We start from the raw sequence: 23,178 nt of genomic DNA on the forward strand, positions 1-23,178 counted from the left end.
GACTTACCCTCCGTCAGATCACGCAGCCCGCGCGCGATGCTTTTTCTCTTTTTCAAGCCACGTTTCGGCGAAACGCAGCACATCTTCTTCAGTCGTCTCTGGCCCCAGCGATACGCGGATTGCGCATGACGCCACCGTCTCATCAAATCCCATTGCCGTCAGAACCCGACTGGTTTTGACCTTGCCGCTGGAACAGGCGGATCCCGCACTGATGGCAAAGCCAGACAAATCCATCTGCATCACCTGCGTTTCGCCTTTCCAGCCGGGCGTCGCGAAACACAGGGTATTCGGGAGTCGCTCCTGATCTTTCCCGACAAAAATAGTAGATATTGCACCAGCCTCAAGGGCGTTTTCTAGAATATTTCTAAGTTCTCTGACTTTTTCCCATACTCCATCCGCCAGATCGCGCTGAGCAGCCTCGGCAGCCGCGCCAAATCCGGCAATGCCCACCACATTTTCAGTACCAGATCTTCGGCCCATTTCCTGTCCGCCACCGCTGGCCAAAGGTTCGATATCGATACCTTGCCGCAGGATCAAAGCGCCAACACCTTTTGGCCCGCCAATCTTATGCGCCGACAGGATCGCCATATCAGCGCCGCTCCAGGCGAAGGAAAATGGAATGCGTCCGACAACCTGCGTAATATCCAGCAACAGCCAGTCCGCGCGCCGCGCGCCATAGGGCCACTGGTTCTCAACTTTCTGTGGCGGCTGCGTGATGACTCCGGTTTCGGAGTTCGCAAGCCCCATCGCCAATATGTGCCCAGGGCCAAAGGGATGCTCGCTACAATGGGTCAGATCGAAATGCGACCACAGCGCATCGTGGGCAGTGCTGTCGACAAAGACGTCGCAGCCTTCGGGGCGATTTTGCAGAACCCGCGCCGCTTCAGTTGCGCCAGAGGTAAATATGACCTCTTGCGGACGGCAACCGACGGCCTCGGCGACCTGCGCCCGCGCGCGTTCGACCAGCGCTTTTGCGGCACGTCCTTCCGCATGAACAGATGACGGGTTCCCGACCACATCCATCGCCGCGATCATTGCCTCGCGCGCTTCGCGTCGCAGCGGCGTAGTCGCGTTATGATCCAGATAAACACGTTTCATGGATACATCTTTTCCTGCACAGAACTCATATGCATGTTCGACTTACCCAGCTCATTCATCGACGACGGAAAACAGGCTTGGAACTGCCGGGCAAGGCGCAAGGTCGTTTCTGATCACATCCGACAGGCGCGTCTGGTGCAGGAAGACATAAACATGCGCGCTCAGGCTTTCCCACAAGCGGTTCGTCAGGGATTGCGCCCTGCTACCCGATGACGCACCGGATGCTCCGGCCCCTTTTTGCAGCGCATCAACTGTCTCATCCACAGCGGCCAGAACCTCGACCACGCGAATCTCGGACGCGGGGCGTGCAAGACGATACCCCCCTCCGGGCCCACGGACAGAAGCAACCAGTTCCGCGCGACGCAGCTTGACGAAAAGCTGCTCAAGATACGGCAGAGAAATGTCCTGCCGTTCCGAGATTTCGCCCAGGGTTACCAGCCGGTCTGTTGGCTGAAGCGCAATATCCGCCAAAGCGACCATTGCGTAACGCCCTTTGGTCGAAAGCTTCATTCCCTGCCCCCTTTTAGCCGGATCTGCGCGAAATCATTGACGCCGACGCTGCCAGTGCGTATCTCCGACTGACAGCGCGATTGCGCCAAGCAATGTAATTAGAACCGTTCTAAGGTGTCCGACGATTATAGTCAAGTATATCCGGATACCCGCACGAAAATGACAGGACCAAAGCACACATGCCCGAGGTGATTTTTCCCGGACCCGAAGGCCGCCTGGAAGGCCGCTACCACCCGCAAAAGGAAAAAGACGCACCGATCGCTATCGTGCTTCACCCGCATCCTCAGTTCGGCGGGACCATGAACAACAAGGTGGTCTATAACCTGCACTATGCCTTTTACAACATGGGCTTCACCGTGCTGCGCTTTAACTTCCGCGGCGTCGGTCGCAGCCAGGGCGAATACGATCAGGGCGTAGGCGAGCTGAGCGATGCGGCATCTGCGCTGGATTACCTTCAATCCATGAACAACAACTCGAAACACTGTTGGGTTGCGGGCTTTTCGTTTGGGGCGTGGATTGGAATGCAGTTGCTGATGCGCCGCCCCGAAATCACGGGTTTCATCAGCGTGTCGCCGCCTGCAAACATGTATGACTTTTCCTTCCTTGCGCCCTGCCCGTCTTCGGGCCTGATCATCAACGGATCGGCTGACCGTGTGGCACCACCAGCGGATACCACCGCGCTGGTCAACAAGCTGCACGAGCAAAAAGGGATCACGATCACCCATAACGAGGTTGAGGGCGCGGATCATTTCTTCCAGGAACGCCACATGGACACGCTGATCACAGATGTCAGCGACTATGTGAAACGTCGGCTGACCGAGAACACCCGCTAATGTCCGACACCATCACATCGCTCGCGGCCAAACTGGCCGAAGATACGATGAAGGTCATGGACGAAACTGGCGAAGACCGGTTCTTCGTGGAGGTAGGTGAAGTGCTTGGTGCGGCGTCTCAATCTCTGGAAGAGGCTTTCCTGACAGAAATCCGCGTGCGTCTGGCTGAACGCAAGGCCAGACAATTCGTGATCAAGCGCCTCGCCACGCATCGCGCGAAACTCAAGGCGATTGAAAAGCAATGACCGATCGCCTGGTTGCGCAGGTCGCATTTCTGAAGCGAGCCGACAATCTGAAATTGGTCGAGCGGGCAAATGTCCTGCTTGACCAGTCAAGGCCCGAAAACTCCGCCGAACACAGCTGGCACTTGGCTTTGTGGGCAATGGTCATGGCACCACTGGCCGGGCCGGACATCTCGGTCGACCGGGTCATCCGCATGTTGCTGCTGCATGATCTGGTTGAGATCGTGACAGGTGATCATCCGATTCACCTCAACACGGATTGGGACACCGTGGCCGAGGCTGAACAGGCCGCCGCACAGGAATTGTTTGGCCTGTTGCCCGACGAACAGGCGCAGGAATTTCTTTCGCTCTGGCACGAATTCGAGGCGGACCAAACCCCGGATGCCCGGTTTGCCAAGATTCTGGATCGCTGCCAGCCGCTGTTTCAGGTTCTGTGCGCCGCCGACCCACGAGAGGATCATGTGGAGATTGCGCGGTCGAATCTGGCAGACGGTCGCGCAGCGTATCTGGCCCATGCGTTTCCATTGGCCCACCAGCATGCCACAAACCTCTTGACCAACTCGGACCCTCAGGATGACGCCTTCACGAAAAGATTGGCGTTTCTTACAGAAGCGGACCAGTTGAAATCCGTTCTGCGCGCGTCACGCCTGATGGCCAGTGACAGGTTCGAGAATTCGGCGGAACATTCGTGGCATGTCATGCTCTACGCATGGGTATTGTCAGAATACGCGCATTCGGACGTTCAAGTGGACCGAACCCTCCAGATGTTGCTTTTGCACGATGTTGTCGAAATCGACGCGGGCGACCACCCGATCCACGGACATGTCGACCACGCGGAACAGGAAGCCAAGGAACAGGCCGCCGCCAAGCGATTGTTTGGCCTTTTGCCTGACTGTCAACACAGGCCATTTACTGAACTTTGGCACGAGTTTGAGGCGGCTGAGACCGCAGAAGCCAGGTTTGCAAAGGCTGTTGACCGCTTTCAGACACCCATAGCAAATCTGGAAACAGGTGGCGGGTCATGGGTCGAATACAAAGTGAAATTCGACCAGATTGTAACGCGTGTCCGACCAGCTATTGCAGCGGGAGCGCCTCAGCTATGGGACTGGCTGCAACCGCAACTGGTTGCGCATTTCGAAAATGGTAAAACAGCCGATCCTCAAGCATAAAAAAAGGAGCCTGAAGGCTCCTTCTTTCTTGCTTGGTTTCTAGCGGCGTTCAAAAAACACTACTACCATCAAACTGTTGAACCAAGTTGGCTGCATTCACTTCGACGGACCCCCCGTCAGCAAGCCACCCAATCGCCACTATCAGACCCGAAGCAAATATGATTGATTTCGCAAATAACGTCATCGCTCAAAACTCGTTAACAAAATGAAAAAATATGCAGCGAATATTACATTCATTCGACTGAAAAAACAGTCAGGTATACCTGACCCAAGGTAATCTTGTAGACAACATGACGGCCCGCGTATTTCACTCACACAAATCACCCTCAGGCCACCCGACGCACCCTTTTCCGAGGTATTCAAATGCCCCAAGCCTATCTGTATCTGTTGCTGGCTGTGCTGGCTGAAACCATTGGCACAACGGCCCTGCAAGCCAGCCAGCAGTTTACGCGGTTCTGGCCATCCGTGATCGTTATCGTTGGGTACGCGTTTGCATTCTACCTTTTGGCGATGACGTTGAAGGTCATGCCTGTCGGCATTGTTTATGCTATCTGGTCCGGACTAGGCATCTTTCTGATCGCGCTCATCGGTTTTATCGTTTTCGGTCAGCGTTTGGATTGGCCGGCAATACTCGGATTGGCGATGATTCTGGCGGGAATCCTGATCATTCACCTCTTTTCAAAGACTGCCGGGCACTGAAGGCCGGTTAGGGCTGGTATATTTTGCCGCGCCGCGTTATGCGCGCGGCAACTTCCCGTTCAAAGGCTGACCTCTCATGGACCTGCGCAACATCGCAATCATCGCTCACGTGGACCACGGCAAAACGACCCTGGTGGACGAGCTGCTCAAACAATCCGGTGCATTCCGGGAAAATCAGGCCGTCGCGGAACGCGCCATGGACAGTAACGACCTGGAGCGTGAACGCGGCATCACCATCCTGGCCAAGGCCACCTCGGTTGAGTGGAAAGACACGCGCATCAATATTGTCGACACCCCTGGCCACGCCGATTTCGGCGGCGAGGTCGAGCGCATTCTCAGCATGGTCGACGGTGTTGTTCTGTTGGTGGACGCCGCAGAAGGCCCGATGCCCCAGACCAAGTTTGTAACGTCCAAGGCACTGGCGCTGGGCCTACGCCCGATCGTGGTTCTGAACAAGGTCGATAAGCCGGATGCCGAACCTGACCGCGCACTGGACGAATGCTTTGACCTGTTCGCCAATCTCGGCGCGGATGACGACCAGTTGGATTTTCCTTCAATGTACGCCTCGGGCCGTTCGGGCTGGGCGGATATGGAGTTGGACGGTCCCCGCAAAGACTTGAGCGCGCTATTCGACCTGATCGTCGATCATGTCCCTGCCCCGAAGCAGGTCGAACACAAAAATGAACCCTTCCGGATGCTGGCCACGACATTGGGCAGCGATCCCTTCATCGGTCGTATCCTGACCGGTCGTGTGGAAAGTGGCACGCTGAAGGCTGGCGACAACCTCAAGGCGCTCAGCCGCGATGGTTCGGTCATCGAAAACTTCCGCGCCACGAAAATCCTGGCGTTCCGGGGACTGGCCCAGCAGCCCATTGATGTGGCCGAAGCAGGCGACATCGTGACCATCGCTGGCATGAGCAAAGCCACCGTAGCGGATTCGCTGGTTGCCCCTCAGGTCACTGAGGCCCTGCCCGCGCAGCCCATCGATCCACCGACCATTACCGTGACCTTCGGTATTAATGATTCTCCGCTGGCAGGCCGTGACGGCAAAAAAGTTCAATCTCGCGTCATTCGTGACCGGCTGATGAAGGAAGCCGAGTCGAACGTCGCCATCCGTGTCACCGACACCCCCGGCGGTGAGGCGTTCGAGGTTGCGGGCCGCGGCGAGTTGCAAATGGGTGTTCTGATCGAGAATATGCGCCGAGAAGGCTTTGAGCTCAGCATCTCGCGCCCGCAGGTTCTGTTCCGTGAAGAAGACGGGCAGCGGCTTGAGCCTATCGAAGAAGTCACCATCGACGTGGATGACGAATATTCTGGTTCCGTTATTGAAAAGGTTACCGGCGCACGTAAGGGTGAACTGGTCGAGATGCGCCCGGCCGGTACGGGCAAGACGCGGATCATCGCCCATGTCCCGTCCCGCGGTCTGATCGGTTACCACGGCGAATTCCTGACCGACACGCGCGGTACGGGTGTACTTAACCGCGTGTTCCATGACTGGGCGCCACATAAGGGGCAGATTCCGGGCCGTCGCGCAGGCGTTCTGATCTCGATGGAGAAAGGTCAGGCTGTGGCTTATGCGCTGTGGAACCTGGAAGAACGTGGCCGTATGTTTGTTGGTCCGCAAACAGACGTATATCAGGGTATGGTGATCGGCGAACACTCGCGAGACAACGATCTGGAAGTGAACCCGCTCAAAGGCAAGAAGTTGACAAACGTGCGCGCCAGTGGATCCGACGACGCGGTCCGCCTGACGCCGCATATTCAGTTCTCACTGGAAGAGGCAATTGCCTATATCGACGATGATGAACTGGTGGAAGTTACACCAAACGCGGTGCGCCTGCGGAAGCGTTTTCTTGACCCGCACGAGCGTAAGCGGATGGCCAAATCTGCCTAGAACACCCTCAGGTTGCAAACTGACCAAACGGAAACAATGGCAATAGTGTGGCATATTTGCTTCCAATACGACAAAAGACGAAATCAGAAAAACCGGGCTCACTGCCCGGTTTTTATTTGAAAACTAACACCTTTCTCCGCATGGTTGAAAATTTCCGCCCCGGGCCTCACCAACAAGATATTGTAGGCGCCCTCGAATTATGGTCAAAACACGTCAGAAGTGTGACGTCCTTCACAAACACCGATACGGGAATGGTGCATAGAAGGACGTAGTTTAGTTATCGAGTTCCAAGGAGTTCAAAATGGGTAATAGAGCTCGCAAGTTTCCACTGTTTTTTATTGCGACAACTTTTCTGCTTTCACCTGCCGGTGAAACCTTTGCCGCTGGGACATGTACGGTTGCAACAGCACGGCAATCCGCTGCGTCCGCGCAGGTTTTGTGCGAATGCGATACTGTGACATCCGGCATGATCCGCTACATTCAACGCCGTCATGACTTCGATCAGATCCTGGCGCGCGTCGGTGCAGAATGCGCCCCGCTGGCAGGTCTGCTAAGTGACTTCCCGACCGCATCGATCGGTGTCTCAGACCAGAGATCCGGCGACGGACCTTCCCAGGAAAATGGCACGCCCCCCAATGGTGGCGGCGGTAACCCAACCGGTGGCGAAGAACCTGGTGGTGAAGAACCCGGTGGCGAAGAGCCCGGTGGTGAAGAACCCGGTGGCGAAGAACCTGGTGGTGAAGAACCCGGTGGTGAAGAGCCCGGTGGCGAAGAACCCGGTGGCGAAGAGCCCGGTGGAGAAGAACCCGGTGGCGAAGAGCCCGGTGGAGAAGAGCCCGGTGGTGAAGAACCTGGTGGCGAAGAGCCCGGTGGAGAAGAACCCGGTGGGGAAGAACCCGGTGGTGAAGAGCCCGGTGGTGAAGAGCACGAAGAAGACTGATAAAGACGAAACCGAATACCAGCGAACCGGCCCTAGGAACGCGGAGCATATTCGATAGAAAAAACTCTGCTGGTCGAGGCTTCGGGGCTGGAATACGTCGATACGCAAAACGTTCGGATTAATCCGTCCAAGCGTAAGGTCAAAGACTACACTCTTGGGCGCAGACCAAATCTGCGTCCAAGGGTAAGATTTTGGGTAGGTAAATATACCGCTGAGGTCAACTGCGCCCGTAAACGCCGACCCATTGACTGGGTCGCTTCGGATCTTGCATGCGCAGGAACAAATAGCGCGTAGCTGTCCAGGGTTTGATCCGGTTTGTGAGATTGTCCAAGATCAGGTCGCCCTGCGCCGAGCGGTAGACCAGAACCGCATGAGGCGTCCGGCGTGTGTCCAGAACGGTCGCAATCAAAAGCTTACTTGGATCAACCCCGGCATGGATCAGATCCCTTTTCTTCAACAATGCAAAGTCTTCACAATCACCGCCTCTGGGTGTTGGCAAGGCCCATCGCTCACGCGTTTTGTACTGGGACTGATCCGTAACTTCCCGGGTCGACGCGTTTACGCGGCGATTCACTTGATTTACCACCGTCAGCTCTTGGTGGCTGGACAACGTGACCGAGCGTTTTGCAGTGCAAGCCCAGTTATATTGGTTGCATAGGTTGATTGCGCCTGAGGGCGGAGGTGAAGACGCAACGATTGGGATAAAGACGCCGTCGGATGCCTGCGCGACAGGTGCGGAGGCGATTACGCCGATACACACGGTGCAGATACCCAATGCGCGCGCCGCAACCGATGCAGGCACGGAAACACACCTCTTGGTTAAATTCGCTAATGAAATCATGCGAGTTCCCCGATCCGATGTTCTTCGAATGATTACATGGCCACCTGCACCACATTCTGTTTCTTGAAACTATCTGTGATCAGGTGTTACGCGCAATCTTTTGAGACCTTGCAAAGGAAACAGGGCAGAAATTCGTCCGAGAATCTGACAATTTCACGTAAGAATTTTGTTGGCGGGGCCACAATTCTGCCAGGACCCATTCGACAGAACAGGAGCATCAAAGGGTAAGTGATTGAATTAAAACAATTAAACAAAAAACAGCCCGCTGTCGCGGGCTAATCAGTATCAACCAAACATGACATAAGCCGAATCTTGCTTATTCACTGCCGGTTTTCTTGGAAATATCAGCGCCTTGGACGCAAGGCCCATATGTCACTCGGTGATTTCCACCACAACCAGTTCACGCTCACTTGCGCCGCGCGCGTGATTCAGGGCCTGCTGGTACTCATCCGAGTTATAGCATTCAACCGCAGCCTCCAGCGTTGGGAAGCGCGCCACTACGTTTCGTGGACGTTCCTTACCTTCCAGCTGAACGTACCGTGCAGCACGGGCGATAAACTCGCCCCCGTGCTTGGCGATGGCCGGTCCGGCCAGTTCCGCGTATTTGCCGTAAGCCTCAGTGTTCGTCACCGTGACATGCGCAATCCAAAGAGCAGCCATATTAACCTCCCAAAACCTGTTGTGCGGCCTTGATTGCCGCATCTGCATTTGATGCATCCTTGCCGCCGCCCTGGGCCATATCAGGACGACCGCCGCCGCCTTTTCCGCCCAACTCGATTACCGCAGCTTTGACAAGATCCACCGCCGAAATCCGTCCGATCAGGTCTTCTGTCACACCAGCCGCAACGGCCGCCTTGCCGCCCGTATCCGCAATCAGCAACACCGCACCCGATCCAAGGCGGCTTTTGTGTTCGTCGATCAACGCGGGAAGGTCCTTGCCTGAAACACCGCTGAGCGCTTGTGCCAGGAATTTCACACCGTTTACATCCCGCGCCTCGGCACCACCGCCCTGACCGGCCCCGCCAGCCATAGCCAGATCCCGGCGCAACTGAGCCACTTCGTTCTGCAAGGCCTTGCGTTCGTCCAGAAGGCTTTTCACGCGCGCCACCACGTCGTCCGGTTGCGCCTTCAGTTCCGATGCCACCTGAGCCAGACGTTGATCCTGTGCCGAAAGATAGCGGAAGGCCTCATCCCCGGTCAGCGCTTCGATCCGGCGCACACCTGCACTGCTGGCGCTGTCACCCAACACAACAAAGGTGCCGATATCACCTGTCTGGCGCACATGTGTGCCGCCACAGAGTTCTATCGACCACGTATCGCCGTCATGGCCTTTGCCTGTTGGTGCCTTGCCCATGGAGACGACACGAACCTCGTCACCATATTTCTCGCCGAACAGGGCCTGCGCGCCCAATGCGCGCGCGTCGTCGGGTGTCATGACCCGGGTTTCAACAGTCGAATTCTGGCGGATGAAATCGTTCACCTCACGTTCGACTTTCTGGATTTCCTCTAGGCTCAGCGCTTTGGAATGACTGAAGTCGAACCGCAGACGATCCGCTGCGTTCAGCGAACCGCGTTGTGCTACGTGGTCACCTAGCGTTTCGCGCAGGGCTTCATGCAGCAGGTGCGTGGCCGAGTGATTGGCGCGAATGGCGGAACGGCGGGCGTGATCAACCTCAAGCTCTACCGCGTCGCCCTTGCAAACAACGCCGCTTTGAACCGCCACCTTATGAGCATAGACCTTGCCGTCGGCAAACTTCCTCGTGTCCTCCACGCGGCTCAGGTGATCGCGATCCTCCAGCCTACGCAACGCGCCAGTATCGCCGACCTGACCGCCGGCCTCCCCGTAGAACGGGGTCTGGTTCACGACGACCCAACCGCTGCTGCCCGCGTCGATCTTGTCGACCATTGCGCCATCAACAACCAAAGCGGCAACCTGCGCTTCGGCTTTCTCGGTATCGTAGCCCAGAAAATCCGTCGCACCGGCGGTATCCAGCACATCAAACCATACAACCTGATCCGCTGCTTCACCTGACCCGGCCCATGCAGCACGTGCCTTGGCCTTCTGTTCAGCCATCGCGGTGTCAAAACCGTCCGTGTCGACGCTCAGGCCCTTTTCACGCAGCGCATCCTGCGTAAGATCCAGTGGGAAGCCATACGTGTCGTAAAGCTTAAAGGCCGCTTCACCTGACAGGGGTGCCCCCTCAGAAAGCCCTGAAACCTCATCATCCAGCAACTTCAGACCACGGTCCAGTGTCTGCTTGAACCGGGTTTCTTCCAGCAGCAGCGTCTCTTCGATAAGCGGTTGCGCCTGTTTCAGTTCAGAATAATGCCCGCCCATCTGCTGCACCAGCGTAGGTACCAGGCGATGCATGACAGGATCCTTGGCGCCCAGCAGGTGCGCATGGCGCATGGCGCGGCGCATGATCCGGCGCAGAACATATCCCCGGCCGTCATTGCTGGGCATCACACCGTCTGCAATCAGGAACGAGGTCGACCGCAGGTGATCCGCGATCACCCTGTGATGCACGTTCTGGTCGCCATACGGGTCGACACCGGTCGCATCTGCCGAAGCCTCGATCAAGGTCTTGAACAGGTCGGTGTCATAATTGTCATGACTGCCCTGCAACAGCGCCCCAATCCGTTCGAGCCCCATACCTGTATCGATCGACTGCATGTCAAGTTCGACCATCGAGCCATCTTCGAACTGCTCGTTTTGCATGAAAACGACGTTCCAGATTTCGATGAATCGGTCGCCATCCTCCTCGGGTGATCCCGGAGGGCCACCCCAGATGTGATCGCCGTGATCATAGAAGATCTCGGTGCACGGGCCGCAAGGTCCGGTCGGACCCATCTGCCAGAAATTGTCACTGGTGGCGATACGAATGATCCGGTCCTCGGGCACACCGACCTTTTTCCAGATTTCAAAGGCTTCATCATCGGTATGATAGACGGTGGTCAACAGGCGAGTCTTGTCGATACCGAATTCCCTGGTGATCAGTTCCCAGGCAAAAGGGATCGCTTCATGTTTGAAATAATCCCCGAATGAGAAGTTTCCCAGCATCTCAAAAAACGTATGGTGACGCGCCGTATAGCCAACATTGTCGAGGTCGTTGTGCTTGCCACCCGCACGCACACATTTCTGCGCCGTAGTGGCGCGTTTGTAATCGCGGGTTTCCAGACCGGTGAACAGGTTCTTGAACTGCACCATGCCTGAGTTCACGAACATCAGCGTCGGGTCATTGCGCGGCACCAGCGGGCTGGACGCGACGACCTCATGCCCTTGTTTTTCAAAGTAGTTCAGAAAAGTCGATCGGATGTCGTTCAGGGTTGGCATAGGGCTCTCTCGGCGCACATATATCTTGGTCTCCGTTGGTTTAGCCCCCTGTCAGGTGAGTGTCCACAGCAGAGGCACACAGGAACGAAACAAGGCGACCCGATCAGGTCGCCTTGTTTCAAGTGTTATAGTCTTTGCGCAGATGTCAGGGGTTACCCACCTCAGGACATCACGCCTCCAGAATATCGTCATCCTCGGCAACGCCTGGCGACATATCGAATTCCAGCCCATGCGCCGCGCGGATCTTGTCTTCGATGTCCAGCGCCACCCGACTGTTTTCCCGCAGGTATTGTTTGGCGTTCTCGCGCCCCTGCCCGATCCGCTCATCACCATAGCTGAACCAGGATCCTGACTTTTCAACAACGCCGGCTTTGACACCCAAATCCAGCAATTCGCCCATCTTCGAGATGCCTTCGCCATACATGATGTCGAACTCGACCTGTTTGAACGGCGGTGCGACCTTGTTCTTCACAACTTTGACGCGGGTCTGGTTCCCGACCACTTCATCCCGGTCCTTGATCGCGCCAATCCGGCGGATATCCAGCCGAACCGAGCTGTAGAATTTCAGCGCGTTACCACCGGTTGTGGTTTCCGGGCTGCCGAACATCACGCCGATCTTCATACGGATCTGGTTGATGAAGATGACCATGCAGTTCGAACGGCTGATCGAGCCTGTCAGTTTGCGCATTGCCTGGCTCATCAGCCGGGCCTGAACACCCACGCTGCTGTCGCCCATGTCCCCTTCGAGTTCCGATTTCGGCGTCAGGGCAGCGACCGAGTCGACAACAACCATATTGACTGCGCCCGAGCGTACCAGAGTATCTGTGATTTCAAGCGCCTGCTCACCGGTGTCAGGCTGCGAGATCAAAAGCTCATCCAGATCAACGCCCAGCTTGCGGGCATATTGCGGGTCCAGAGCGTGTTCCGCATCTACGAACGCGCAAACTCCGCCGCGCTTTTGCTGCTCAGCAATGCAATGAAGGGTCAAAGTGGTTTTACCCGAGCTCTCAGGCCCGTAAATCTCAACGATACGCCCCATCGGCAGCCCGCCGATACCCAGCGCGATATCCAGACCCAGCGACCCGGTCGAGCTCGCCTCGATATCCTGCCGGGCATCTTCTCCCAGCTTCATGATCGACCCCTTGCCGAACTGCCGTTCGATCTGGGCCAGCGCACTGTCGAGCGCCTTTTGCTTGTCTGCGTTTTTCTTGTCGCTCATTGTCAGAAGATCCGCCATTGTCCTGTCGCCTTCCCTTTTGTCACACCCTTAATCGGGCGGCAATCGCTGCTTTGTTCGCCTCTTGTTCCTTATGAGATCAAAAAGAGAACATTTCAACTAAAACTTACAGAAATCAGTCTTCTGCAATTGTATTAAAGAGTCGTTTACGACAATCTGCACAAGTAACATGGCAACCTCGGGAACCGATAAATGCTTGTTTTTTATAAAGAACGACTTGCTTTTCTTTCAGTCCCCAAGACCGGAAGCACGGCTTATCACACGGCGTTGCGTGACCGGGCCGATCTCATCGTGACACATCCGCCAGAGCTGAAACACGCCCCGGTGCGTCGGTATGACCGGTTTTTCCAGACCATGTTTCGAAAACTGTTTGATACCGAGATGGAAATTATGGCCGTTGTGCGCGAGCCGTTGGATTGGCTGGGCAGCTGGTACCGGTTTCGCAGTCGTGAAGACTTGATAGGTCAACCGCGCTCGACACGTGACATGAGTTTTGACGCATTCGTTCAAGCCTATTTGCTGGACACACGTCCCGAGTTCGCAAATGTCGGCAGCCAGGCGCAATTCTTCCGTACCCGCAACGACAGTGCTGGCGCTCGTCATATCTTCAAATACGAACATCAGGACAAGGTGTTGGACTTTCTGCAAACACGTCTGGACATGCAGATCGACCTGAAGCGCGAAAACGTATCGCCTCCGGGAGATTTGCATCTGTCACCTGCTACCGAACAGAAGTTTCGAAATGCCTGCCCGGAAGAATTTGCGCTGCACAAAGCCGCATTGTGATCCATCAGTTGAGTTGTTGAAACACGGCCTCTGTCAGTTGGGTGAGGGAAAACGGTTTGGGCAGAAAGGTTGAGTTGGCAATATCCGGACCGGTATCGCCGAAAACGCCTTCGGTATACCCGGACACGAAAATCACACGCGCATCCGGGCGCGTCTCCATGGCCTTGCGCACCCAAGTGGGCCCGTCCATTCTTGGCATGACAACATCTGTGACGAATACATCAACACTTAACGCGGAATCTTCAAGCAGTCGAAGCGCCTCTTCCGCCGAGTCCGCCTCGAGCACGGTGTAACCTTTCAGCCGCAGGGCGCGGGTCGCAAAGGCGCGAACAGGCGCCTCATCCTCGACCAGCAGCACCACGCCTTCGCCCTGCCTGGCGCTCTGGGCTTCGGGCTGGACTGGCGATTCAGTTTCGACCTCGGACGTCGTCGCGCAAACCGGAAGAAAGACAGTGAACTCGGTGCCCCGTCCAATTGCGCTGTCGACAAAGATAAACCCACCGGTTTGCTTTACGATCCCGTAGGCCGTTGACAACCCCAACCCGGTGCCCTCACCAGTTCGTTTCGTGGTGTAGAAGGGTTCGAAAATCTTCTGCAGCTTATCTGCTGGGATACCAACACCGCCATCCACAACCTTGACTGTCACATAGTCGCCCGGTTGTACGGTTGCCCTGTCCCGCATGAGAGGCTGCAAAAGGGTCAACACACTGGTTTCAATGCGAATTTCACCACCGTCCGGCATGGCATCTCGTGCGTTAACGACAAGGTTCATCAGCACCTGCTCAAGTTGACGCTTGTCCGCCCGCACGGGTTTGAGCACCGGATCGTGGCTCAGCGTCAATTGCACCTTCTCGCCAACCAAACGGTTCAGCAAGTGAATAAGATCCGATATCGTGTCACGCAGATCCAACACTTCGGGCCTGAGGGTCTGTTTTCGCGAAAACGCCAAAAGCTGACTGACCAGCGCGGCGGCCCGGTTGGCATTCTGATTGATCTGCACCAAATCCCCGTAGTCCGGGTCATTCTGGTCATGGCGCAACAGCAGCAGATCGCAGTGACCGGAAATGGCCGTCAGCAGGTTGTTGAAATCATGTGCAACACCTCCGGCCAATTGCCCCACGGCCTGCATCTTCTGGCCCTGAACGAATTGAGCTTCGAGCGTCTTCAGTTCAGTCGCATCGTTCAGAACCGCGATCAGGCATATCTTTCCATCGACAAACACACGGCTCAGGGTGACTTGAACAAAGATTTCCTTGTCGTCCCTAATGAACTGCAAAAACTCTGATCGCTGCGTTTCTTCATGCGCCTCGGTTCGTTTCAACCAATCCAGCACAGGCCCCCCCACGCCCCGCATGATGTCGCTGATGTTACCGCCTTCAAGCTGCTTCTTTCCCAACAGTTTCGCCGCCAGCCGATTACTGTCCAGAATGATGCCGTCCTCGGAAAGTCTGAGGATTGGAACCGGAAGGTCAGAGAAGGACATGACCGCATCCTGTGCGGGCACCTGCGTAATCGGTAACAAACAAAGGCTTCGTTCCGACACGGATTGAGAAAATTCGGACACGGCTGCCAGAATATGACCATCGCGGGTCCTGACTGCGTTGACAGCCCCGGTCCGCGGTTCGGCTTCGCTGAAAATATCCTGCGCCCTGGCAGGGTGCGCACCAAACAAACGCTCGGCCGTGGCATTGACGCGCAATACGTCACCTGCGCGTCCAAGGGTTACGACCGGCAAGCCAAGGGTTTGCCAGCTATCCTGTTGAACACAGCTAAAGTTCCAGTAGAACAGTCCCGGCCGCAATCGGTGCACGGAAACCGAAATAGTCCGATCGCCACCGGGAAACTCGCTCTGGGCGCTTCCTGTGGATTGCGCCCGCGATTGTAGGCTCAACAAGATCGCCGAAGGGTTAGCAAACCTGGAGCGCAAACAGCGGGCTAGGTTTTCGCCTCGTATGGCCCCCAGCTTTTTGTCCGCCAGGACGTTCGCGGCCAATATGTCACCATACCCGTTTGAGATCACGACCGGAGCATCCTCGCGCTCTGCGAAAGCGGCCAAAAGGGCTGATATCTGTTGCAAATGCCTGTTCGTAATCGCCCCCTTGATCCCAAACAAGAGCGCCACAACCAAAAGGGAAATGCCTGTTGCCAGCAAACCTTTTGTCCAATCCGACGGCAGAAACCCAACCGCAGGTGCCAGGCTGATCAACAGCGCCACAAACACTAACGACCCGATCCGAAACACCGATGGAGTATTAGCGGCTGAAGGGGCTGGAACAAATTCAGTGATGTCAGGCATAAACGGCTCGGGCACAGGTTTTGCGGTAATAACAGGTAGAATTGGTTAACACTCGCCTAACGGCGTTAAAAAACAAGTTAGCTACCCAAGGTTGTATTTACCGAAAGATCAGCGCGTCAAGTGTGACGTAAAGAACCCGTCGGACCCGCGAGTTACCTGCCATGCCTGCCGGAAGGTTTCACGCCAGCCCGCATGTTGCGCCAGAAACCTGTCGACAACCGCATCGTTCTCGTCGGCAAGAACCGAACATGTTGCATATGCCAGCACTCCACCTGCTTGGACCAACGGCGTGATTTGTGCAAGAATGTCAGCTTGGATGACCGTGAGATCTTGCAAACGGTCTTCAGTCAATGCCCATTTACCTGCCGGTGCGCGCCGCCACGAACCGCTGCCGGAACACGGGGCGTCGGCCAAAATGACGTCAAAAGGCCCGTGATTGGCAAGATCTGCGCTGTTCAGGATGGTTATTCTGGCCCCGGCCCGTTCTGCCCGCGCTGGAATATCCTTCATTCGGCGCGCGTTCACATCATGAGCGTAAACCTCGACACCCTTGTTCGCAGCAATCGCAAGCGACTTGCCACCGCCCCCGGCGCAGTAGTCCAAAACGCGCATTCCAGAGCGCAGATCCAAGGAAGCAACAACCGCCTGACTTGCCGCATCCTGAAGCTCGACCAAACCCTGAGCGTATGCCTGGCTTTGCGCAATCCGACGCGCGCCCTCTGTCACCTCCAGAGCGGTTTCACAAATCGGCGTTGGACGGGCTGAAATACCGTCGGTCGCCAAAGCATCAATCGCCCAGGTTACATCCGTTTTCAATAAATTGACCCGCAGAAAAACCGGGGCGCGTTCCTGCAATGCCAATGCGCAAGGAACGGCGGCATCGTTCAAGGATGCGACGAGCTTTGGCCACAGCCAGTCGGGAAAATCATATCTCTCGGCTTCGGATGCAAAATCCCTTGATACTTCGTCATTTTGAAGGGCTTCGGGCGCGTGGCGGTCGCCGGTAAACAACTCAACAGGGTCTTCATCCGATGCGCGAATGGCGCCGATCATCAGGCCGCGACCAGTTCCGGAACCACCCAACGCAGCAAACGAGCGTTTGCACCGCAAAGCGTCAAACACATGATCGCGAATAGCTGCCCGATCCTTGGAGCCCGCAAACCTGCTGCGCCGCGCCCAGCCGGTCAGCGCCTTTTCAACCGGGGCCCCGGCGAGAATTTCATCCAGAATTTCAATCGAGGCCTGAACGCGGGCAGCAGGTGTCATCACGGATTACCTTGGCTGAAAAAGGCCGTGACAGGCCAATCCAAAATCACTACGGCACCCCGTGCTAGGGTGCCGTATGTCATGCGCAATGGCTTACATCACCCGGTAGTTCGGGCTTTCACGTGTGATCTGAACATCGTGTACGTGGCTCTCTTTCAGACCTGCGCCCGTGATCTTCACGAATTGGCAGTTTCTGCGCATCTCTTCGACGGTCGCGCAGCCGGTGTATCCCATCGCAGCGCGCAAACCACCAACAAGCTGGTGGATCACTGCACTGGCTGATCCTTTGTAAGGAACCTGCCCTTCGATCCCTTCGGGTACCAGCTTGTCATTTGCCGCGTCCTTCTGGAAATACCGATCCGCCGATCCGCGCGCCATCGCACCAAGACTGCCCATACCGCGATAGGATTTGAACGACCGGCCCTGATACAGAATGACCTCACCCGGGCTTTCGTCTGTGCCCGCGATCATCGAACCCACCATGGCGCACGACGCACCGGCGGCAATTGCCTTGGCAAAATCGCCCGAAAACTTGATGCCACCATCCGCAATGACCGGAACATCCCCCGCCGCGGCGGCACAATCACTGATTGCGGTCAACTGAGGGACACCAACGCCCGCCACCATGCGTGTTGTACAGATCGAACCGGGGCCAATACCCACCTTGATGGCGTCAGCACCTGCGTCGATCAGCGCCTTTGTCGCCTCGCCTGTAGCAACGTTTCCGGCAATGATCTGAACCTCGTTCGACAGGGTTTTGACCCGTCTCACCGCATCCAGCACGCCCTGAGAGTGACCATGCGCCGTATCGACGACAATGATATCAACGCCCGAAGCCACCAGCTGCTCGGACCGCTCAAAACCCGCGTCTCCAACCGAAGTCGCGGCAGCCACTCGCAGGCGGCCAAGCCGGTCTTTGCACGCTGTTGGGTTCAGAACAGCCTGTTCGGTGTCTTTCAACGTTAGCAGACCTGTAAGTTTTCCCGTGCCATCGACCACAAGCAATTTTTCGATACGACGGGCCCGCATCAGGCTTTTAGCCTCTTCCAGATCGGCGGGTTCTTTCAGCATTGCCAGGTTTTCCGAGGTCATCATCGCCTTGATCGGAGTGTTGTCGGAATTGGCAAAGCGCATATCCCTGTTGGTCACGATACCAACAACGCGGCCATCCGCGTCAACTACCGGGAAACCGGTAAAATTATAGCGCTCGACCAGAGCCTTCGCATCGGCCAGGGTTTGATCCGCGCGCAAGGTAACAGGGTTGTAGACGATACCCGACTCGAACCGTTTGACGCGGCGAACTTCGCGAGACTGCTCTTCTACGGAAAGGTTCTTGTGGATGACCCCGATACCGCCTGCCTGTGCCATGGCAATGGCCATGCGCGCCTCGGTCACCGTGTCCATGGCCGAGCTCAGCAGCGGGATGTTCATGGTAATCTCACGCGTGACACGCGTGGTGGTGTCCGCTGTTGCCGGCAGCACTGAAGATGCGGCCGGAACCAGAAGAACGTCGTCAAAGGTGAGTGCCTCACGAATCTGCATCTGAATACCCCATGCAAAAGCCCGTTTGGCGGTGACCCTATTGCATGGATTGAACCAAAGGAAAAGCCCTTGAGGGCAACTCTGTGGCTCTAGTTGACTATACAGCCGATGAAAACGACGCATGCCGTGCAAATCGTGCCGCTGATAGCCCTTTCCCTTTGCGCTCAAACCCATATCTTGCCGGGAAAACGCGCGAACACAAAAAGGCATGTCACTCATGACCAACGACCCACTTGTCGTCTTTACCCCGTCCGGCAAACGCGGGCATTTTCCTGTCGGCACGCCCATTCTGACCGCAGCCCGCCAATTGGGAGTGGATCTGGATTCGGTCTGCGGGGGCCGTGGTATCTGTTCAAAGTGTCAGATCACCCCAAGCTATGGCGAATTTCCCAAGCACGGCGTCACGGTGGCCCAGGATGCGCTGAGCGAATGGAACGCGGTCGAGCAACGTTATGACGACAAGCGCGGCCTGAAACCCGGTCGTCGTCTGGGCTGTCAGGCCTCGGTTCAGGGCGATGTCGTGATCGACGTGCCGCCGGAAAGCCAGGTGCATCGTCAGGTCGTTCGCAAGGCCGCCACGGCACGCGCCATCATCATGGATCCGGCAACGCGTCTGTATTTCGTGGTGGTGGAAGAGCCCGACATGCATTCGCCAACCGGCGATCTGGAGCGCCTTGAACGCGCGCTGCGCGAGCAATGGAAAATTGACGCGGTCACAGCGGACCTATCGCTTCTGTCCAAGCTGCAACCGGTTCTGCGCAAAGGCAAATGGGAAGTCACTGTGGCAGTTCACAAAAGCCACAAGGACAGCGTCGCACGCATTGTCGAAATCTGGCCCGGCCTGCACGAAGGCGGGCTGTATGGGCTGGCCATCGACCTCGGCTCAACTACGATTGCGGCTCATCTGACCGACTTGGAAACCGGCGAAGTTAAAGCGTCATCAGGTCTGATGAACCCGCAAATCCGCTTTGGCGAAGACCTGATGAGCCGTGTTTCATATTCCATGATGAACCCCGGCGGGGATCGGGAAATGACAAAAGCCGTGCGCGAGGCGATCAATGATCTGACCACCTCAATCGCCGAAGAAGCCGGCATTGACACCACGCTGATCGTTGAAACGGTGTTTGTCTGCAACCCGGTCATGCACCATCTACTGCTGGGTCTGGATCCCGTCGAGCTGGGTCAGGCGCCCTTTGCCCTGGCCACGTCCGAGTCGATGTCCCTGCCCGCACGTGAGATGGAACTGACCACCATGAACCCCCGCGCGCAGGTCTATATCCTGCCTTGCATCGCGGGCCATGTGGGCGCGGATTGTGCGGCGGTTGCCCTGTCCGAAGAACCCGGCAAATCCGAGGACTTGGTTCTGATCGTCGATGTGGGCACCAATGCCGAAATCCTGCTGGGCAACACCAGCCGCGTTCTGGCCTGTTCCTCACCTACCGGGCCTGCGTTTGAAGGCGCTCAGATCAGTTCTGGCCAGCGCGCAGCACCCGGCGCGATCGAGCGGATCGAAATCGATCCCCTTACCAAGGAACCCCGCTTTCGCATCATCGGGTCCGAGAAGTGGTCGGACGAAGACGGCTTTGACCTTGATGTCGCCACCACTGGTATCACCGGTATCTGCGGCTCGGGCATTATCGAAGCTGTGGCCGAGATGCGTATGGCCGGCCTTCTGGATGAAAGCGGCCTGATCGGATCGGCCGAGCAGACTGGAACGGCCCGCTGCATCCCCGAAGGCCGCACACACGCTTACCTGATTCACGATGCCAGCGCCGAAGGTGGCCCCCGCATCACTGTCACGCAAGGCGACATCCGCGCCATCCAACTGGCCAAATCCGCGCTTTATGCCGGTGCGCGCCTTCTGATGGACGAGATGGAAGTCGACAAGGTGGATCGTGTGGTTCTGGCCGGTGCCTTTGGCGCTCATATCTCGACCAAGCACGCCATGGTTCTGGGCATGATCCCTGATGCACCGCTGGACAAGGTCACCAGCGCGGGTAACGCCGCTGGTACAGGTGCGCGGATTGCGCTGTGCAATATCGGATCACGCGCTGAAATCGAACGCGTCGTGCGCGAGATCACCAAGATCGAAACCGCAATTGAGCCGAAGTTCCAGGATCATTTCGTGGCCGCCAACGCGATCCCGCACAAAACCGATCCGTTTCCGGAACTGGCGCAGGTTGTCACGCTGCCCAATCCAAGCTTCAACACAGGTGGAGAGAGCGAAACAGGCGGTGGGCGCCGTCGCAGACGCCGCGGTTAGACCAGCATAGGAACGACTCGCAAGTACGCCTCGGGTCGTTCCCCAAACTGGTTTCAGGTTTCGAGACGCACCTCGTCCAGCGACGAAACGCCCATCTGCGCCATGGCAATACTCATTTCATCACTCAGCACAGACGACAGTTGCTCAAGCCCTTCTTCCCCTTCTGCCGCGATTGCAAATTGCAGGATGCGGCCGAAGAAGGCAAAATCTGCGCCGTTTGCCAAGGCTTTCAAAACATCCTCGCCCGAGCGCAAACCGCTGTCGTAAAACAGCGGATATTCCGGACCGACGGCGTTCCGAATTTCAGGCAATACGGCAATCGGCGCGGGCGCACTGTCCAACTGGCGGCCACCGTGGCTTGAGACCTGAATGGCATCGACACCTGCCGACTTGAGGTTCAGCGCGTCCTCTGCATCCAGAACGCCCTTGACCACCAGTTTCCCGGCCCACTGGTCGCGCAGACGGTCCAAAGTCTCCCAAGTCGCCTTGGCCCGGCTTTCCCGTCGATCAAAATCATATCCGTCCATCAGGAAATTCGCCATTTCGGGCTTGCCCCGCAGTAGCGTTGATAGCGACCACCGGGGGTGCAGGGCAAAATCAAGCACCTGTTTTGGCCCCATTTTGAATGGCATCCTGAACCCATGGCGCAATTCACGCGGGCGACGTCCCACTTCGGGCACGTCCACCGTCAGCACCAGCGTTTCGTACCCCGCAGCCTTTGCGCGCTCGACCAGCTTGAACGTACCACAGCCATCACCGCTGAAATACAGTTGAAACCAGGCATGTCCTTCTGCCTCGACAATCAGGTCTTCCATCGGGGTTGATGCGACGGTTGATACCCCAAGCGGCACCTCGTACCGCGCCGCAAGACGTGCCAGCATCAGATCTGCACCGGGGGCCGACAGATTGCACATGCCCATCGGTGCGATGCCAAACGGGCGTTGGGTCGACCTGCCAAAGACGGAACAAGTAAGCGACCTTTCGCTGACATCATTCAGAATTCTAGGGCGAAGGGTCAGCGCATCCAGTGCAGCCCTGTTTCGGGCTGCACCAACCTCGGACCCGGCGGAACCGTCGATATAGTCAAATACCATCCACGGCAGACGCCGCCGCGCGAGGCGGCGGGCGTCCTCGGAACTGTGGATAGCGCTGGATAACATCAGGCCTGTACGGCCTTCATGAACCGGTCGCGGATCACCACCGGATCCATCGTGATAACAGGCATCTTGGCATTTCCGCTTTCGCACTTAGCCACGATGATGGTCATCTGTTTCGAATCCAGCGCTTCTTGCAGCACGCGGCCGGTGTCTTCGGCCTGACATTCGATTACGCGCTCGCATCCTGCGGCTTCCGCCATTTTCGCCAGAGAGGTCTTCTGCCCGGCATACGTCGGCTGATCCCCAGTGGACCCGTACGACCCATTATCGACGATCAACAGGATATAGTTGTCCGCCACGTTGTTGGCGATGGTCGGCAAGGTACCCAGATTGGTCAGAACCGACCCGTCCCCATCGATCACGATAACCGGCTTGGGCTGCGACAAGGCCAGACCCAGACCGATGGATGAGGCCAGCCCCATCGTGCCCAGCATGTAGAAATTGGTGGGCTGGTCGTCGATGGCATGCAGTTCCTGACTTGGAATGCCGATGTTACAAACAACAAGCTGATCGCGCAGGATCGGAGCGATTTCTTTCAGAATCTCAGAACGGATCATTGGTCGCCATAGCCTCCCCAGAAACTGGCATCGGTCAGAATGGCGACCGGTTTATTGCACATAAAGGTGTATTTGAGGATCGTGTCGAGCTCCTCAACATCTGACTGATGGTGGAAATGATAAGTCGGGATATTCAGCTGAGCCAGCAGCGCTTTGGTATGCACGGCCATTTCAACCTGGCAGGCAACCGGTTCGCGCAGCTCTCCGCGATAGGAAATCAGCATCGGCAATGGCATGCGGTAAAACTGGATCAGTGTCGCCAGCGTGTTGATCGTCACACCGATTGCGGTGTTTTGCATGATGATCGCGGGACGCTTGCCGCCCATCCATGCCCCGGCGCACAGGCCCATCCCCTCGTCTTCCTTGTTGGACGGGATGTGATAGATGTCCTCTCGCTGGTCGATTTCAGCGATGACGCCTGCCAGTTGCTTGCAGGGGACGGTGGTGACGAACGAGATATCGTTGGCCACCAGGTCGTCGGTTATCTTCTTGTCTATGTTCATGGTCGGGCTGT

The 23,178-nt window shown here is 56.7% G+C and carries 20 protein-coding genes; 8 read left to right on the forward strand and 12 right to left on the reverse strand.

All coding sequences use genetic code 11. The features are described 5' to 3' along the window. Nucleotides 1–18: 18 nt before the first annotated feature. Both ACR0ES_RS01815 and iscR read right to left on the reverse strand, forming a co-directional pair. Nucleotides 19–1,098 (reverse strand): cysteine desulfurase family protein, encoded by a 1,080-nt coding sequence (locus tag ACR0ES_RS01815; RefSeq protein ID WP_480480881.1) that lies wholly within the window; start codon nucleotides 1,096–1,098, stop codon nucleotides 19–21. A gap of 51 nt (nucleotides 1,099–1,149) precedes the next feature. Next, the gene (gene iscR / locus ACR0ES_RS01820) at nucleotides 1,150–1,608 is read right to left on the reverse strand and encodes a Fe-S cluster assembly transcriptional regulator IscR (RefSeq protein ID WP_209596301.1); all 459 of its coding nucleotides are present in this window, start codon (nucleotides 1,606–1,608) and stop codon (nucleotides 1,150–1,152) included. Nucleotides 1,609–1,787: 179 nt separating this feature from the next. Between iscR and ACR0ES_RS01825 the strand changes: the two genes are divergently transcribed. The 6 genes from ACR0ES_RS01825 to ACR0ES_RS01850 all read left to right on the forward strand — a co-directional run bounded on the left by ACR0ES_RS01825 (nucleotide 1,788) and on the right by ACR0ES_RS01850 (nucleotide 7,385). Beyond that, nucleotides 1,788–2,441, forward strand: a complete 654-nt coding sequence (locus tag ACR0ES_RS01825) for an alpha/beta hydrolase (RefSeq protein ID WP_209503893.1) — start codon at nucleotides 1,788–1,790, stop codon at nucleotides 2,439–2,441. Next, nucleotides 2,441–2,686 (forward strand): hypothetical protein, encoded by a 246-nt coding sequence (locus ACR0ES_RS01830; RefSeq protein ID WP_209503892.1) that lies wholly within the window; start codon nucleotides 2,441–2,443, stop codon nucleotides 2,684–2,686. Before ACR0ES_RS01825 ends, ACR0ES_RS01830 begins: the two co-directional genes overlap by 1 nt. Further along, nucleotides 2,683–3,852 (forward strand): HD domain-containing protein, encoded by a 1,170-nt coding sequence (locus ACR0ES_RS01835; RefSeq protein ID WP_480480879.1) that lies wholly within the window; start codon nucleotides 2,683–2,685, stop codon nucleotides 3,850–3,852. Before ACR0ES_RS01830 ends, ACR0ES_RS01835 begins: the two co-directional genes overlap by 4 nt. Before the next feature lie 363 nt (nucleotides 3,853–4,215). Beyond that, nucleotides 4,216–4,551, forward strand: coding sequence for an SMR family transporter (locus ACR0ES_RS01840; RefSeq protein WP_209596305.1), 336 nt, complete (start codon nucleotides 4,216–4,218; stop codon nucleotides 4,549–4,551). 76 nt (nucleotides 4,552–4,627) lie between these two features. Continuing rightward, nucleotides 4,628–6,445 carry a translational GTPase TypA gene (gene typA, locus ACR0ES_RS01845; RefSeq protein ID WP_209596307.1) on the forward strand — a complete coding sequence of 606 codons (1,818 nt, stop codon included), beginning with the start codon at nucleotides 4,628–4,630 and terminating at the stop codon, nucleotides 6,443–6,445. Between the two features lie 301 nt (nucleotides 6,446–6,746). Continuing rightward, a complete protein-coding gene (locus tag ACR0ES_RS01850; protein WP_480772716.1) occupies nucleotides 6,747–7,385 on the forward strand; it encodes a hypothetical protein in 639 nt (212 codons plus the stop codon). Nucleotides 7,386–7,602: 217 nt separating this feature from the next. Here ACR0ES_RS01850 and ACR0ES_RS01855 read toward each other — a convergent pair whose 3' ends face one another. From ACR0ES_RS01855 to recA, 4 genes are all read right to left on the reverse strand, one after another. After that, a complete protein-coding gene (locus tag ACR0ES_RS01855; protein WP_480505139.1) occupies nucleotides 7,603–8,187 on the reverse strand; it encodes a transglutaminase-like cysteine peptidase in 585 nt (194 codons plus the stop codon). 411 nt (nucleotides 8,188–8,598) lie between these two features. After that, a complete protein-coding gene (locus ACR0ES_RS01860; RefSeq protein ID WP_480480870.1) occupies nucleotides 8,599–8,886 on the reverse strand; it encodes a DUF1330 domain-containing protein in 288 nt (95 codons plus the stop codon). Nucleotide 8,887: 1 nt separating this feature from the next. After that, nucleotides 8,888–11,560, reverse strand: coding sequence for an alanine--tRNA ligase (alaS, locus tag ACR0ES_RS01865; RefSeq protein WP_480772717.1), 2,673 nt, complete (start codon nucleotides 11,558–11,560; stop codon nucleotides 8,888–8,890). A 169-nt stretch (nucleotides 11,561–11,729) separates the two neighbouring features. Continuing rightward, nucleotides 11,730–12,797 (reverse strand): recombinase RecA, encoded by a 1,068-nt coding sequence (recA, locus tag ACR0ES_RS01870; protein WP_267366220.1) that lies wholly within the window; start codon nucleotides 12,795–12,797, stop codon nucleotides 11,730–11,732. Between the two features lie 192 nt (nucleotides 12,798–12,989). Between recA and ACR0ES_RS01875 the strand changes: the two genes are divergently transcribed. Beyond that, a complete protein-coding gene (locus ACR0ES_RS01875) occupies nucleotides 12,990–13,583 on the forward strand; it encodes a sulfotransferase family protein (protein ID WP_480480866.1) in 594 nt (197 codons plus the stop codon). 4 nt (nucleotides 13,584–13,587) lie between these two features. On the opposite strand, the gene ACR0ES_RS01880 is transcribed toward ACR0ES_RS01875, so the two are convergent. The 3 genes from ACR0ES_RS01880 to guaB all read right to left on the reverse strand — a co-directional run bounded on the left by ACR0ES_RS01880 (nucleotide 13,588) and on the right by guaB (nucleotide 18,687). Next, nucleotides 13,588–15,879, reverse strand: a complete 2,292-nt coding sequence (locus ACR0ES_RS01880) for an ATP-binding response regulator (RefSeq protein WP_480869304.1) — start codon at nucleotides 15,877–15,879, stop codon at nucleotides 13,588–13,590. Between the two features lie 108 nt (nucleotides 15,880–15,987). After that, complete coding sequence (locus ACR0ES_RS01885; RefSeq protein ID WP_480772719.1) at nucleotides 15,988–17,145, reverse strand: RsmB/NOP family class I SAM-dependent RNA methyltransferase; 1,158 nt, start codon at nucleotides 17,143–17,145, stop codon at nucleotides 15,988–15,990. Between the two features lie 93 nt (nucleotides 17,146–17,238). Next, nucleotides 17,239–18,687 (reverse strand): IMP dehydrogenase, encoded by a 1,449-nt coding sequence (guaB, locus tag ACR0ES_RS01890; protein WP_480485596.1) that lies wholly within the window; start codon nucleotides 18,685–18,687, stop codon nucleotides 17,239–17,241. Between the two features lie 217 nt (nucleotides 18,688–18,904). On the opposite strand from guaB, the gene ACR0ES_RS01895 reads away from it, so the two are divergent. Then, nucleotides 18,905–20,950, forward strand: a complete 2,046-nt coding sequence (locus ACR0ES_RS01895; protein WP_480869306.1) for an ASKHA domain-containing protein — start codon at nucleotides 18,905–18,907, stop codon at nucleotides 20,948–20,950. A 53-nt stretch (nucleotides 20,951–21,003) separates the two neighbouring features. On the opposite strand, the gene ACR0ES_RS01900 is transcribed toward ACR0ES_RS01895, so the two are convergent. The 3 genes from ACR0ES_RS01900 to comD are packed head-to-tail and all read right to left on the reverse strand — an operon-like array spanning nucleotide 21,004 to nucleotide 23,167. Continuing rightward, complete coding sequence (locus tag ACR0ES_RS01900) at nucleotides 21,004–22,110, reverse strand: alpha-hydroxy acid oxidase (RefSeq protein ID WP_480485593.1); 1,107 nt, start codon at nucleotides 22,108–22,110, stop codon at nucleotides 21,004–21,006. After that, nucleotides 22,110–22,664 (reverse strand): sulfopyruvate decarboxylase subunit beta, encoded by a 555-nt coding sequence (gene comE, locus ACR0ES_RS01905; protein WP_209503877.1) that lies wholly within the window; start codon nucleotides 22,662–22,664, stop codon nucleotides 22,110–22,112. The genes ACR0ES_RS01900 and comE overlap by 1 nt, the downstream gene beginning before the upstream one ends. Then, nucleotides 22,661–23,167 (reverse strand): sulfopyruvate decarboxylase subunit alpha, encoded by a 507-nt coding sequence (comD, locus tag ACR0ES_RS01910; RefSeq protein ID WP_209503876.1) that lies wholly within the window; start codon nucleotides 23,165–23,167, stop codon nucleotides 22,661–22,663. Before comD ends, comE begins: the two co-directional genes overlap by 4 nt. Nucleotides 23,168–23,178: the final 11 nt, after the last annotated feature.

The organism is Ruegeria sp. N7, from assembly GCF_056531345.1.